The sequence below is a fragment of the Serratia sp. YWN4 genome, assembly GCF_055790845.1.
The window spans coordinates 1609988-1623310 of record NZ_CM147696.1 but is presented as its reverse complement, the minus strand read 5'-3'; the positions used below and the strand labels follow the sequence as shown (position 1 = coordinate 1623310).

Sequence of the window (13323 nt, the reverse complement as noted above, 5' to 3'; positions counted from 1 at the left end):
AACCCTCTCCCCCAGGGAGAGGGAACTTGGTTAGTATCAGCCGCCGATAAACGATAAGTTCTGCGTGATGCCACTATTACCCTGATGCAAGAAATGCGTCTGCTTTTTGCTAAGCAATCCGCCCTGAATACGCATTTTCAGCTCTTCGAGCTGAGCATCATCCACCAGCAGATCGCGCAGAGTAATACCTTGTTCGCCGAACAAACACAGATGCAGATTGCCAACGGCGGACACCCGCAGCCGGTTGCAACTGGCACAGAAATCTTTCTCGTAAGGCATGATCAGCCCAATCTCACCCTGATAATCCGGGTGGCTGAACACCTGCGCCGGGCCATCGCTGTAGCCACGCGCCAAACGTTGCCAGCCCTGCTGCTCCAGTTGCTGGCGGATCACGTTGCCGGAAATATGGTGCTTGCGGAACAGTTCACTGCCTTCGCCGGTTTCCATCAGCTCAATAAAACGCAGTTGGATCGGGCGATCCTTGATCCAATGAAGGAACGCGGCCAGTTGCTGGTGGTTAACGTCACGCATCAGCACCACGTTGACTTTCACCTTGCGGTAACCGGCAGCAAAAGCGGCGTCGATACCGGCCATCACCTGACGAAATTTGTCCTGCCCGGTAATGGCGTGGAACTGACGTGGATCGAGGCTGTCGACGCTGACATTAATCGCCGTCAAGCCAGCATCGCGCCAGCGGGCCACGTCACGCGCCAGGCGGTAACCATTGGTGGTCACCGCCAGCGTGCGTATCGCCGGGTTTTCGCGCACGGCGGCGACGATCTCGGTAAAGTCGCGGCGTAAAGAGGGCTCGCCGCCGGTCAGGCGTACTTTTTCAGTACCCAGTTCGGCAAACGCGCGGCTGACGCGGCGGATTTCGTCCAACGAGAGAAAGGTCTTGGGGCTGCCGTTCGGTTTGTAGCCATCCGGCAGACAATAGGTGCAACGAAAGTTACACACGTCGGTAATCGATAGGCGCAAGTAATAGAACTTGCGCTCAAAAGCATCAATGAGTTGCGGTACCATAACACCTTCCAAATACGGGAGATGCGAGCGTTTCCACTCTGCACCCTGGTGGCTGACTTCGCCACGGCCCAGGCACCCTATCGTTCCTGTCGAACAACGTAGGCACAAGGGCTAGGAGTTTGGATTTCAATCCCGATTACCGAGGTAACCCGGATGAAACCGTGGTTTTCAGCAGAATTCTAGCGCGAAACAAATGCGATAGCCAACGCGCAATTACGCTATATAATTATGTATACAGCGTTTTTTACGAATCCAAATCTGGTTAACCATAGTAAACACCTGTTACGCAGGCGAATTGACCAGAATCACGCAAACCACACTCTTTTTCGCGTTTTCTCGTCAGATCCGCTACTTTATGCAGGCAGTCAACGCCCAGTGTATTAAGGAATTTTATGCGTAATCGAACTCTTGCCGATCTCGATCGGGTGGTGGCATTAGGTGGTGGTCATGGTCTTGGCCGCGTGATGTCGTCTCTGTCGTCTTTAGGTTCCCGTTTAACCGGCATTATCACCACGACCGATAACGGCGGTTCGACCGGCCGCATCCGCCGTTCCGAAGGCGGTATCGCCTGGGGTGATACGCGTAATTGCCTGAATCAGCTGATCACCGAACCCAGCGTGGCTTCTGCGATGTTTGAATACCGTTTCAGCGGTAATGGCGAACTGGCCGGGCATAACCTGGGCAATCTGATGCTGAAAGCGCTGGATCATCTCAGCGTGCGCCCGTTGGAGGCGATCAATCTGGTACGCAATCTGCTGAAAGTCGATGCAGCGCTGATCCCGATGTCGGAACAGCCGGTGGATCTGGAGGCGCACGATCACGAAGGCAATCAGATTTATGGCGAAGTGAATATCGACCAACTGGCGCAGATGCCGCAGGAGTTGATGCTCTCCCCGCATGCAGTGCGTGCCACGCGTGAAGCGGTTGATGCTATTGCGCAAGCTGAACTGATCCTGATTGGCCCAGGCAGTTTTCTCACCAGCCTGATGCCGCTGTTACTGCTTGACGATCTGACCCAAGCCCTGCGCCGCAGCAGCGCCAGTATGATCTATATCGGTAATCTGGGGCGTGAGCTGAGCGTTGCTGCCGCAGCACTGACGCTCAAACAAAAGCTGGAGCTGATGGAAGAGAAAATCGGCCGGAAAATGATTGATGCGGTGGTGGTTGGCCCGCATATCAACACGGATGAAATGCACGATCGCATCGTGGTAAAACAACCGCTGGAAGCCGCTGACATTCCTTACCGTCACGATCGCCAGTTACTGCGCCTGGCGCTGGAGCAGGCACTGGTGCAACTGGCCACCCGCACCTAGATCAATCCTTGCCGCGGTGCCACGGGTTATCGCTGACGGTGTCGATATAGAGATCTTCCACCTGCTTGCGCGCCCACGGCGTGCGGCGCAAAAACTTCAGGCTGGACTTGATGCTCGGATCGCTGCTGAAACAGTTGATACGGATGCGTTCAGCCAGCCCGCTCCAGCCATACTGTTCCACCAACTTGTTCAGTAATTGTTCCAGCGTAATACCGTGTAACGGATCTTTTGATGGATGTGCAGTCATGCTCGGCAACTCATATCAATAATTGGGGCGCATACCTTAATCAGCAAACGCATACGCGGCAAGGAGTTTATCCCCGCCACCTTTCAAGCTAGCACAGTTATGAAATCGCAATAAACTGCTCGCGCAACTGATGGATTTCGTCGCGCACGGCGGCGGCCTGTTCGAACTCCAGGTTCTGCGCATGGGAATACATCTGGCCTTCCAACTCGCGGATTTTCTGATCCAACGCTTTTGGCGTGAGGTGTTTGTACTGCGCCGCGCTTTCTGCCGCCTTGCCTCTGCCTTTGTGCTTGCTACGCGAACTCGGGTTCCCCAGTTGCATAATATCGGCCACTTTCTTGTTCAAGCCCTTAGGTACAATGCCGTTGGCTTCGTTATGCGCCTGCTGCTTGGCACGGCGGCGTTCGGTTTCACCGATCGCCTTGGCCATGGAATCGGTAATTCTGTCGCCGTACAGAATCGCCTTGCCGTTGAGATTACGCGCTGCACGGCCGATGGTCTGGATCAGCGAGCGCTCTGAACGCAGGAAGCCCTCTTTATCGGCGTCCAGGATCGCCACCAGCGACACCTCAGGCATGTCCAATCCTTCCCGCAGCAGGTTGATCCCCACCAGCACGTCGAACTCACCAAGGCGCAAATCACGGATGATTTCAACACGTTCTACGGTGTCAATATCCGAGTGCAGGTAACGCACCCGCTCACCGTGTTCCTCCAGGTATTCCGTCAGGTCTTCCGCCATGCGTTTGGTCAGCGTCGTCACCAGCACGCGTTCGTTGATCGCCACACGTTTGCGGATCTCGGAAAGCAGATCGTCAACCTGAGTAGTGACCGGGCGGACTTCCACCAGCGGATCCAACAGGCCGGTTGGGCGCACCACCTGATCGATAATATCGCCACCGGATTTCTCCAGCTCATATTTACCCGGCGTGGCAGAAACATAGATGGTTTGCGGGGCCAGCGCCTCAAACTCTTCAAAGCGCATCGGCCGGTTGTCCAGCGCCGAAGGCAGACGAAAACCGTATTCCACCAGCGTTTCTTTACGCGAACGGTCGCCTTTGAACATGCCGCCGATCTGCGGAATAGTGACGTGCGATTCGTCTACCACCAGCAGACCATCGGCAGGCAGGTAGTCGAACAGCGTCGGTGGCGGCTCGCCCTCACCGCGCCCGGAGAGATAGCGCGAGTAGTTTTCGATGCCCGAGCAATAGCCCAGCTCATTCATCATCTCCAGATCAAACTGGGTACGCTGCGCCAGCCGCTGCTCTTCCAGCAGCTTATTGTTCGCCAGCAACACCTTGCGCCGCTGTTCCAGTTCCACCTTGATCTCTTCCATCGCCTGTAAGATACGTTCCCGCGGTGTGACGTAGTGGGATTTAGGGTAGATGGTGAAACGGGGCACCACCTGCTCAATCTGGCCGGTGAGCGGATCAAACAGCGACAGGCGTTCCACCTCTTCGTCGAACAATTCGACGCGCAGCGCCAGTTCGTCCGACTCCGCCGGGAAGATATCGATCACTTCACCGCGCACGCGGAAGGTAGCGCGCTGGAATGCCTGATCGTTACGGGTATATTGCAGCTCAGCCAAACGGCGCAGGATCGAGCGCTGATCGATGATCATCCCTTTGGTCAGGTGCAGCATCATTTTCAGGTAAAGATCGGGATCCCCCAGACCATAGATTGCGGAAACCGAGGCCACCACCACCACATCACGCCGCTCAAGCAGCGCTTTGGTGGCCGAAAGGCGCATCTGTTCAATGTGTTCGTTTATTGAAGCGTCTTTCTCGATAAAGGTATCGGAGCTGGGAACGTAGGCTTCTGGCTGGTAGTAATCGTAGTAAGAGACAAAATATTCCACCGCATTCTCGGGAAAGAACTCTTTCATCTCGCCGTAGAGCTGTGCCGCCAGGGTTTTGTTCGGCGCCAGCACCATGGTTGGCCGGTTGAGATCGGCGATCACGTTAGCGATAGTAAAGGTCTTGCCCGACCCGGTCACCCCCAGCAAGGTCTGGTGTGCCAGGCCATCTTCCAGCCCCATTTCCAGCTTGCGAATGGCCTCCGGCTGATCGCCGGCCGGTGCAAATTCTGAATGCAGTTTGAAAATTTTGCTCATATATACCCTGAATAATTCGAGTGGCAACCGGGCGACGAGGATAGCATCTGCGAGCAGCGGCTCCTAAGTATGGAAAACCCTAGCGATCTCCGCCAGCGCTTATAATACTGGATATAAAACCAGCTTCAAGTGGATTTGTCGCTTTAACGTGCGTTAACCCTGCGTCTGCGCACCAAGGAGGTTAGGGTAGCGTGACATTTTTATTGTCAACCACCATTTTATCCCCAGACTCCGGCAATAATTAACATCTCGATAGCATTCAGAGTAAAAATGACGCGTAGATCGTCCAGCCGTTATTGGCTTGCTTGATTTTAATTAACTTATTGATAATTATATATTTTATAAAAAAGACGAGAATACGGGCAACACGAACACAACCCGCGTCCGCTCTCTGTTTACGCCGCTTTTCTAAGGATAATGCACAAGGTTATCCACAGGAATGGTGGATAACTCACACCACCCCATGGGGGCCGGGAGTTACAGAAAGAACGGTTTTCTCGCTAAAATGTCGTCTAAGCCGATTTTTTAGTTATTTTTTCACAAAAATCTGGCTTTGGTTATGACAATTAATACTAAAAAGAGTCATTGCCTGGATCTCATTTTCTCTCTTCCCATTCCAGGCTGCTGCCTGTTGTTACCAGCTGCTGGAACTTGCACCATTTCCCGTCAACGCCGCACCACAAAAGTGCAAGAAAACGCTCGTGCTCGTGGCGGATCTTTTTCCGGCTCCCGCAACCCGCTCCGCCAGCACAGCCGCAGCAATTAACAAATCGGCAACACTGGCCATTTTGCGCTATACCCATAAAGTTGGCCTGAGAATTGCTGAATTCTTTTACACACCGCGCAACTGCACCCGAAAACGGAGTGGCTCATCCCATCCACGAGTGAACACGCCTCTTTGAGGAGAATGCAAAATGCTAAGTTTACGCGCAGTAAATCAATATTATGGGCATAACCATATATTGTGGGATGTCAGCCTTGAACTACCGCGTGGGCAATGTACCACGCTGCTTGGCCGCAACGGCGTGGGTAAAACGACGCTGGTTAATTGCATTATGGGGCACCTGCCGATTGTCAGCGGCAGCATGACCTGGCAACTGGCCGATGAACCACCGCAAAATCTGTTGCAACAGCCGATGGAAAAGCGGGCGGCACTGGGGATCAGCTACGTGCCGCAAGGGCGGCAAATTTTCTCCCAACTGAGCGTGGAGGAAAACCTTCAGATAGCGCTGCTGGCCGGGCATGACAAAACCCGGCGTATTCCGCCGATGATTTACAGCCTGTTTCCCCAGTTGCGGGCCATGTTGCTGTATCGTGCCGGGGATTTGTGTGGCGATGAGCAGCAACAACTGGCGATCGCCCGCGCACTGGTGCTGGAACCGGAGTTGCTGATCCTCGATGAGCCAACTATGGGCATTTCCCCTTCACAGGCGATCGAAGTCAGCAATATTATCCGCAGGCTGAACCACGAATTAGGCATGACCATTTTGCTGGTGGAGCATACATTGCCGTTTGTGCGCCACGTGGCGGATGGCTTTTTCCTGATGGATCAAGGCCGCAACGTGGCTAACGGCACCTTGGAACAGCTCGATGAAGAGTTAATTAATACCTATCTGGCAGGGTAGGCTTTTGGCAACTCAGCCAGCGGATTGCAAGACAGCAAGATCGAGATACTGACCCAGCGCCTGTTGCTCTACCTGCGGCAGGTGCGGGATCTCTCCCAACAGAGGTGCTGGCAGCATACGGCGCAGCGTAGCGAGGTACTCCTGGTGGCGCTTGCCGGGTTCGGTGACATCGTTGGCAATCCAGCCAGCCAAGCGTAAACCTGCCTGCTGAATCGCCTGCGCCGTGAGCAACGCATGGTTGATACAACCCAGCTTGATGCCCACCACCAGGATTACCGGCAACTGCTCCCGTTGCACCCAGTCGGCAAAAGTATGCTGCTCCGAAAGCGGGGTAAACCATCCCCCTGCCCCTTCCACCAGCAGCCAGTCGGCGCGCTGTTCAAGATGGCGTAAACCAGCAGAAAGCCGGATCAGAGAAATCGGCCGATCTTCTGCCAGGCTGGCGATATGCGGCGACGTCGGCTCCGCAAAGGTGTAGGGGTTTACTTCGGCGTAATCCAACGGCACGCTGCTGTTTTTCTGCAACACCAGCGCATCTGTATTGCGCAGGCCATCGGGCGTTATCTCACTGCCGGAGGCCACCGGCTTATAACCGGCACAGCGCAAACCTGCCGCACTGGCGGCCTGCAACAACGCGCTGCTGGCCACGGTTTTGCCGACTTCCGTATCGGTTCCGGTAACGAAAAAGCGCTCAATCACGGTAAATCACTCCATAAATCAGATGATAACTGAGTGGAAACTGGCCACGCTGGCGCGGATAAGCCGCCTGCAATGCCGCCAACCGCTGGCGGGAAAGTAACCCGGCCTCGCGCCCCTGATGCAGGTGCGTGGCACCTATCCCTTTCAGCGAGCGCATCAGCGCCATCACGTCCGGGTATTCGAGGGTTTGCCACTCGGCTTGCAGATGGTGGCGATAGTCGCCACAGGTGGCGGCGATCTGCGACGGGGAGAGAAAATCATTCACATGACGTTCGCCGTCCACCTGTTGCCAGGCATCTCCCAGCTCATGCAACGAGTTCGCAGCCAGCGTGGAAAACAGAATCACGCCGCCGGGCCGCGTCACGCGGTACAGTTCCGCCAACGCACGCGGCAGATCGCCGCACCATTGCACCACCAGGCTGCTGAAACTGATATCGACCGCCGCTGTGGGCAGCGGGATCTGCTCGATATCCCCCAGCAGGTAGTGATCTGCCGCCTGCCGTTGGCGGGCAAAGGCCAGCATGCCCGGAGCCAGATCGAGCGCCGTCACCTGTTTGCCCAATTCGCGCCAGCGGCGGCTGAAATAGCCAGTGCCACAACCGGCATCCAACAGTTGCTGCCCAGAATGGTTCCGCCCCATCCCCAGTAAGCGTTCACCCACCTCACGCTGCAACACTGCCGCGGCATCATAACTTTCCGCCGCGCGGCTGAACGCCGCAGCCACCGCTGGCTTGTTCACCCGATCAGCGGCTAACGTCATGCAACACCTCCAGCAAACGGTCGATGTCCTGTGGCTGATGGGCCGCCGTGAGGGTAATGCGCAAGCGTGCGCCGCCCGGCGGCACCGTTGGCGGGCGAATGGCGCTGACCCACAGCCCCTGCTCACGCAGGCGTTGCGCCAAGTCGAGTGCGCGCTGGTTATCCCCCACCAACAGCGGTTGGATGGCGGTATCTGAATCGGTTAACGCTAACGGCAAACTAGCCACCCCGGCACGAAAACGCTGAATATGACGTTGTAACTGGCTGCGCAATTCGTCCCCTTGCTGGATACAGCGTAACGCCGCCTGTAAAGCACAGGCCTGCGCCGGTGGCATGGCGGTGCTGTAAATCAGATGGCGGGCAAACTGCAACAGATATTCCGCCAACGGCTCATCGCACAGGATCGCGGCACCGCTGACGCCAAACGCTTTGCCAAAGGTCACCACCAGCACGTCTGGGCGCACTCCCTGCTGCCAGCAACTGCCACGCCCCTGTTCACCGCGCACGCCGATACCGTGCGCGTCATCCACCATCAGCCAGGCTCCGGCATGTTGCGTCAGGCGGTGCAGTTCAGCCAGCGGCGCGCTGTCGCCATCCATGCTGAAAACGCCTTCGGTGATCGCCAACTGCTGGCCAATGCAGGGTTTCTCCAGTAATGCCGCCAATGCCTGCGGCTGGTTATGGCGAAAACGCCTCAGCTGAGCCGGTGAGTGGGCGGCAGCTTCCAAGATTGACGCATGGCTGAGTTTATCAGCCAGAATGCGATCGTCAGCCTGCATCAGCGCTGCCAGCAAAGCCTGATTGGCGGCATAACCGGAGATCAACAGCAGCGCACGCGGGTAACCGAGCCAATCTGCCAGTTGTTGTTCCAGCTCATGGTGCGGCTGGCAAAAACCGGTGACATGGCCCGAACCGCCGCTGCCAACGCCATAGCGCGCAGCGCCCTGCTGCCAGGCGGCGATCACCTCGGCATGTTGGCTAAGCCCCAGATAGTCATTGCCTGAAAAGTTAAGATAGCGTTGATCGTTAAGCTGCAAATGGCGGCCATTGCCGCCCTGATTGACCTGCCGCTGACGGTAAGCGGCGGCACGTTGCCGCTCGCCCAAGGCCTGTTCGATGCGTAGTTGCCAGCTCATTACAGCGCCGCGTTGTAGAACTCAGCGGTATCGGCATGCAGCAACTGCTCTGCCAGCACCTGCTGTTGCTGATTGTCGCCATGTGCGGTGGCGGTCTGCTGCGGGTTCAGCCCCAGTTTGCGGAACAGTTGCAGATCTTTGTCTTCGTCCGGGTTTGGGGTGGTTAGCAGTTTGCAGCCGTAGAAGATCGAGTTGGCACCGGCCATAAAGCACATCGCCTGGGTCTGCTCGCTCATCTGCTCGCGGCCCGCAGACAGGCGTACATAGGACGACGGCATCATGATGCGCGCAATGGCAATGGTGCGGATAAAATCAAACGGATCAACGTCAGCGTTATCGGCCAACGGCGTGCCTTTGACCTTAACCAACATGTTGATCGGCACGCTCTCCGGCGGCTTGGGTAAATTGGCCAGTTGCACCAGCAACCCGGCGCGATCGCTCACCGTTTCCCCCAGCCCGACAATGCCGCCAGAACAGACCTTGATGCCCGCCTCGCGCACCTTATCCAGCGTGTCTAAGCGTTCCTGATAGGTGCGGGTGGTGATGATGCTGCCGTAAAACTCCGGCGAGGTATCCAGATTGTGGTTGTAATAATCCAGACCCGCCTCGGCCAGGCGCTCCGCCTGGGTGCCATCCAGCATGCCCAGCGTCATGCAGGTTTCCATGCCCAGCGCTTTTACCCCCTGCACCATCTGTTGCAGATAAGGCATATCGCGCTCGTGCGGGTTTTTCCAGGCCGCGCCCATGCAGAAACGGGTCGAACCGGCGGCTTTGGCCTGACGCGCAGACTCCAATACCTGCTCCACCTGCATCAGCCGTTCGGATTCCAGCCCCGTTTTATAACGTGAGCTTTGTGGGCAATACTTGCAGTCCTCCGGGCAGGCCCCGGTTTTAATCGACAGCAGCGTGCTGACCTGAACCTGTTGCGGATCGAAATGCTGGCGGTGAACGGTTTGCGCTTCGAACAGCAGTTCCAGCAAGGGTTTATCAAACAGGGCTTGGGCGTGCTCTACTGTCCAGTGAATGCGATCGGCCATTGACGGCGTCTCCAAAGAGAAGAAAAAGTGTCGTCAGTGTAAATATTGCGGATATACTGTCAACCATTCTGTTTTGTTTTGGTTTACAACAATGTCCCTCACTGATGACGATCTCGCCTTCGATCAACGCCATATCTGGCACCCCTACACCTCGATGAGCCATCCGTTACACTGTTATCCGGTGGAGGCGGCTCGCGGCGTTGAGCTGCAACTGGCGGATGGCCGCCTGCTGGTAGATGGGATGTCATCCTGGTGGGCCGCCATCCACGGCTACAATCACCCTCAACTGAATCAGGCGGCAACACAGCAACTGGAGAAAATGTCGCACGTGATGTTTGGCGGCATTACCCATCCGGCCGCTATTGCGCTGTGCCGCAAGCTGCTCGCGATGACGCCGGAAGCCTTGCAATGCGTCTTCCTGGCAGACTCCGGTTCCGTAGCGGTGGAAGTCGCGTTGAAAATGGCACTGCAATACTGGCAGGCGCGTGGGGAACGGCGGCAGCGGATCCTGACTCTGCGCCACGGTTATCATGGCGATACCTTTGGTGCCATGTCGGTGTGCGATCCCGATAATTCCATGCACAGCCTGTATCAGGGCTATCTCGCACCGCACCTGTTTGCCACCGCGCCCCAACGCCGTTTTGATGAGCCTTGGAATGAGCAGGATATCGCCCCCTTCGCCGCCTTGCTGGAGCAACACAGTGGGGAAATCGCTGCGGTGATCCTGGAGCCCATTGTGCAAGGTGCCGGTGGCATGCGGATTTATCACCCCACCTATCTGCAACGGGTCCGCGAGTTGTGCGATCACCACCAGATCCTGTTGATCGCCGATGAGATCGCCACCGGTTTTGGCCGCACCGGCAAGCTGTTCGCCTGTGAACATGCGGGCATCGTGCCGGATATTCTCTGCCTGGGCAAAGCGCTGACCGGCGGCTATATGACGCTTTCCGCCACCCTGACTACCCGTTCGGTGGCAGAAACTATCAGCAACGGTGCGGCAGGCTGCTTTATGCATGGGCCAACTTTTATGGGCAACCCACTGGCCTGTGCGGTAGCCAGTGCCAGCCTGGCATTGCTGGAGGAAAACCGCTGGCAGCAGCAGGTTGCAGCTATAGAGTCGCAACTCAGGCAACAGTTGTTGCCACTGGCAACCTTGCCAAAAGTGGCAGATGTGCGCGTACTGGGTGCAATTGGCGTGGTGGAGATGCATGAACCGGTGGATGTGGCTGCGCTACAGCGCGGATTTGTTGAGCGCGGCGTGTGGATCCGGCCATTCGGTAAACTGATTTACCTGATGCCGCCTTACATTATTACGCCGGAACAGCTCACGCGCCTGACGGCGGCGATCGCCGCAGCGGCAGAATAACCCGCAATGATAGGGTTGGATTGTTCGGGCAAAACGATCTAGCTTAAACGCTCGGCACCTTCGACAACTGGGAGTCATTATGGCGTTTCGTTTGTACAGTCACGATCTGCAAGACGGCGCAAAAATGCCGGAACGGCAGGTATTTAACGGCATAGGTTACCACGGCGATAATCTTTCGCCACACCTGGCTTGGGATGGCGCACCACAGGGCACCAAAAGCTTTGTTGTGACGGTGTACGATCCTGATGCCCCGACCGGTTCTGGCTGGTGGCACTGGGTAGTGGCGAATATTCCGGCTAGCGTGCATGAACTGCCGCAGGGTGCTGGCTCTGGTCTGGCTGGTTTGCCAGCAGGTGCCGTGCAGACCCGTACCGATTTTGGCAAGGCCGGTTATGGCGGTGCTGCACCACCGCAGGGCGAAAGCCATCGTTACCAGTTCACGGTTCATGCGCTAGACGTAGAGACTATTGAGGTGGATGAAGGCGCGAGCGGTGCCATGGTGGGATTCAATATTCACTTCCACAGCTTGGGCAACGCCAGCTTGACCGTGATATACAACTGACATTCTTACACGGCAAGTTGCAGGTGTGTTAATTACACATTTTCCTGCAACTTTTACATGGCTCTTTTTCGGCGATTTCTCTCGTTTATAGAGCAGGAGATTACGCGCAGAACAAAAGGATCTCAAGAAGCTCCTTTTGATATTACTGTTTTGGCCCTATACCAGTACCCGTTGGTTTTATTGAGTCAGAGTGAATCCAACCACTAACTTGCTCGCCATTTTTTTTAAAGTACATAATAGATGAAAAGCCTTTATAATCTGCATAAGCATTAACTAAATCACCTTTAACAATAAACAGCCCCTTTATTTTACAACCTTCATCAGGAGCACTATAAAAATAAACCTTCTTACTGCCACTGACTACATAGCCTGATTCATTTGATAAAATGATAGATTCATATCTCTCAGCCAGGGAATTAATTTCATCACACCCTGCCCACGATAAAAACGATGTAATGAGAAATAACAATGCAAATGCATACCTCACAATAACCCCCCTTCTCATGATGATGATTAATTTGTTTGCATAGCCCAGATATGTAGCATATCCTGCTCGCTGAAGCCCTTTAGCCCAATCACAAGGGTCGGTGTACTCAAACAAATCCCCCTTAAACGTTAAACACTTCCAACAATATACGCAGAACCAAAGGATATAAAGAGGAGCATCAAAAGATCCTCCCCAGAACGAGATCATTAGCGTATATTTCACCTCAACATAAAAGTGACAGAACAAGGCGAATACTCTAAATACTATTGATTATCTTTGCTAATTCCTCAGTTCTTTTATCTGACATTTCAACTACACACTGATTAATTGTAGTTTCATATGCTTGACTCACTTTATCTATTTGAAAAGCATAAATTTCACAATTACCATCTCTGAATTTTATCCATGCACGTTGAGAAACTTTAATTTTATTCAAGTAAGTATCTCTTAAATCACCATGACCTGAATATACAGATTTAATCTTGGATATTAATAGTTCATATTTCTTATTTAACTTGCTGTCAGCGACATTTTTATTCTCTTTAGAACATAAATATACTTGATTACTATTGTTAACAGCATTACAGAAATCCTCACAAAAAGCGAAAGGCGAAAAAAACAAAATAATTAAAATATACTTTTTCACTCTGCATTCTCCAAATATCTCACTCGATGTCTACCTTCCTCATATTGAGAAATGGCCGGAGTGTTTCTTATATAATTAATCAGCTCTTGCTTATCATTATTTGATCCAGCAAGCCTTGGCCTTGGCCTTGGCCTTGGCCTTGGCCTTGGCCTTGGCCTTGGCCTTGGCCTTGGCCTTGGCCTTGGCCTTGGCCTTGGCCTTGGCCTTGGCCTTGGCCTTGGCCTTGGCACTTGAGTAAAACCCTGATAGACGAAGTCAAGCAATACCTCTCAAGATATTACGCGCAGAACAAAAGGATCTCAAGAGGATCCTT

14 protein-coding genes and 1 riboswitch are annotated in these 13323 nt (G+C 54.4%); of the genes, 5 read left to right on the top strand and 9 right to left on the bottom strand.

Features of this window, described 5'->3' with window-relative positions:
- Positions 1–36: 36 nt before the first annotated feature.
- Positions 37–1023, bottom strand: coding sequence for a GTP 3',8-cyclase MoaA (gene moaA, locus ACX9GT_RS07645; RefSeq protein ID WP_473190518.1), 987 nt, complete (start codon positions 1021–1023; stop codon positions 37–39).
- Positions 1010–1153, bottom strand: a riboswitch (molybdenum cofactor riboswitch). It overlaps the preceding gene by 14 nt.
- Positions 1154–1415: 262 nt before the next feature.
- On the opposite strand from moaA, the gene ACX9GT_RS07640 reads away from it, so the two are divergent.
- Entirely contained in the window at positions 1416–2336 is a 921-nt protein-coding gene (locus tag ACX9GT_RS07640; RefSeq protein WP_473190517.1) for a gluconeogenesis factor YvcK family protein, read from the top strand.
- Between the two features lies 1 nt (position 2337).
- On the opposite strand, the gene ACX9GT_RS07635 is transcribed toward ACX9GT_RS07640, so the two are convergent.
- Entirely contained in the window at positions 2338–2583 is a 246-nt protein-coding gene (locus tag ACX9GT_RS07635; protein WP_459399375.1) for a VF530 family protein, read from the bottom strand.
- 97 nt (positions 2584–2680) lie between these two features.
- A complete protein-coding gene (uvrB, locus tag ACX9GT_RS07630; RefSeq protein ID WP_473190516.1) occupies positions 2681–4693 on the bottom strand; it encodes an excinuclease ABC subunit UvrB in 2013 nt (670 codons plus the stop codon).
- Positions 4694–5607: 914 nt separating this feature from the next.
- Between uvrB and ACX9GT_RS07625 the strand changes: the two genes are divergently transcribed.
- Positions 5608–6318: an ABC transporter ATP-binding protein gene (locus tag ACX9GT_RS07625; protein ID WP_473190515.1), complete on the top strand. Its 711-nt coding sequence runs from the start codon at positions 5608–5610 to the stop codon at positions 6316–6318.
- Positions 6319–6330: 12 nt separating this feature from the next.
- On the opposite strand, the gene bioD is transcribed toward ACX9GT_RS07625, so the two are convergent.
- Genes bioD through bioB form a run of 4 tightly spaced genes read right to left on the bottom strand, consistent with a single transcriptional unit; the run spans position 6331 to position 9949 of the window.
- Entirely contained in the window at positions 6331–7017 is a 687-nt protein-coding gene (gene bioD / locus ACX9GT_RS07620) for a dethiobiotin synthase (protein WP_473190514.1), read from the bottom strand.
- Positions 7010–7777: a malonyl-ACP O-methyltransferase BioC gene (bioC, locus tag ACX9GT_RS07615; RefSeq protein WP_473190513.1), complete on the bottom strand. Its 768-nt coding sequence runs from the start codon at positions 7775–7777 to the stop codon at positions 7010–7012. Before bioC ends, bioD begins: the two co-directional genes overlap by 8 nt.
- Complete coding sequence (gene bioF, locus ACX9GT_RS07610; protein ID WP_473190512.1) at positions 7761–8912, bottom strand: 8-amino-7-oxononanoate synthase; 1152 nt, start codon at positions 8910–8912, stop codon at positions 7761–7763. The genes bioC and bioF overlap by 17 nt, the downstream gene beginning before the upstream one ends.
- On the bottom strand, positions 8912–9949 hold the full coding sequence (bioB, locus tag ACX9GT_RS07605; protein ID WP_473190511.1) for a biotin synthase BioB: 1038 nt from the start codon (positions 9947–9949) through the stop codon (positions 8912–8914). The genes bioF and bioB overlap by 1 nt, the downstream gene beginning before the upstream one ends.
- 91 nt (positions 9950–10040) lie before the next feature.
- On the opposite strand from bioB, the gene bioA reads away from it, so the two are divergent.
- Positions 10041–11315 (top strand): adenosylmethionine--8-amino-7-oxononanoate transaminase, encoded by a 1275-nt coding sequence (gene bioA, locus ACX9GT_RS07600; protein WP_473190510.1) that lies wholly within the window; start codon positions 10041–10043, stop codon positions 11313–11315.
- Between the two features lie 79 nt (positions 11316–11394).
- Positions 11395–11877, top strand: a complete 483-nt coding sequence (locus tag ACX9GT_RS07595; RefSeq protein WP_473190509.1) for a kinase inhibitor — start codon at positions 11395–11397, stop codon at positions 11875–11877.
- A gap of 142 nt (positions 11878–12019) precedes the next feature.
- Here ACX9GT_RS07595 and ACX9GT_RS07590 read toward each other — a convergent pair whose 3' ends face one another.
- Both ACX9GT_RS07590 and ACX9GT_RS07585 read right to left on the bottom strand, forming a co-directional pair.
- Complete coding sequence (locus ACX9GT_RS07590) at positions 12020–12478, bottom strand: hypothetical protein (protein WP_473190508.1); 459 nt, start codon at positions 12476–12478, stop codon at positions 12020–12022.
- A 142-nt stretch (positions 12479–12620) separates the two neighbouring features.
- Positions 12621–13010 carry a lysozyme inhibitor LprI family protein gene (locus ACX9GT_RS07585; protein WP_473190507.1) on the bottom strand — a complete coding sequence of 130 codons (390 nt, stop codon included), beginning with the start codon at positions 13008–13010 and terminating at the stop codon, positions 12621–12623.
- 100 nt (positions 13011–13110) lie between these two features.
- Between ACX9GT_RS07585 and ACX9GT_RS07580 the strand changes: the two genes are divergently transcribed.
- Entirely contained in the window at positions 13111–13248 is a 138-nt protein-coding gene (locus ACX9GT_RS07580; RefSeq protein WP_473190506.1) for a hypothetical protein, read from the top strand.
- The last annotated feature ends 75 nt before the right edge of the window (positions 13249–13323 follow it).

Bases quoted from the DNA above. Each gene is read 5' to 3' on its own strand.
- moaA (WP_473190518.1), bottom strand. From the start codon at position 1,023: ATGGTACCGCAACTCATTGATGCTTTTGAGCGCAAGTTCTATTACTTG.
- ACX9GT_RS07640 (WP_473190517.1), top strand. From the start codon at position 1,416: ATGCGTAATCGAACTCTTGCCGATCTCGATCGGGTGGTGGCATTAGGT.
- ACX9GT_RS07635 (WP_459399375.1), bottom strand. From the start codon at position 2,583: ATGACTGCACATCCATCAAAAGATCCGTTACACGGTATTACGCTGGAA.
- uvrB (WP_473190516.1), bottom strand. From the start codon at position 4,693: ATGAGCAAAATTTTCAAACTGCATTCAGAATTTGCACCGGCCGGCGAT.
- ACX9GT_RS07625 (WP_473190515.1), top strand. From the start codon at position 5,608: ATGCTAAGTTTACGCGCAGTAAATCAATATTATGGGCATAACCATATA.
- bioC (WP_473190513.1), bottom strand. From the start codon at position 7,777: ATGACGTTAGCCGCTGATCGGGTGAACAAGCCAGCGGTGGCTGCGGCG.
- bioF (WP_473190512.1), bottom strand. From the start codon at position 8,912: ATGAGCTGGCAACTACGCATCGAACAGGCCTTGGGCGAGCGGCAACGT.
- bioB (WP_473190511.1), bottom strand. From the start codon at position 9,949: ATGGCCGATCGCATTCACTGGACAGTAGAGCACGCCCAAGCCCTGTTT.
- bioA (WP_473190510.1), top strand. From the start codon at position 10,041: ATGTCCCTCACTGATGACGATCTCGCCTTCGATCAACGCCATATCTGG.
- ACX9GT_RS07595 (WP_473190509.1), top strand. From the start codon at position 11,395: ATGGCGTTTCGTTTGTACAGTCACGATCTGCAAGACGGCGCAAAAATG.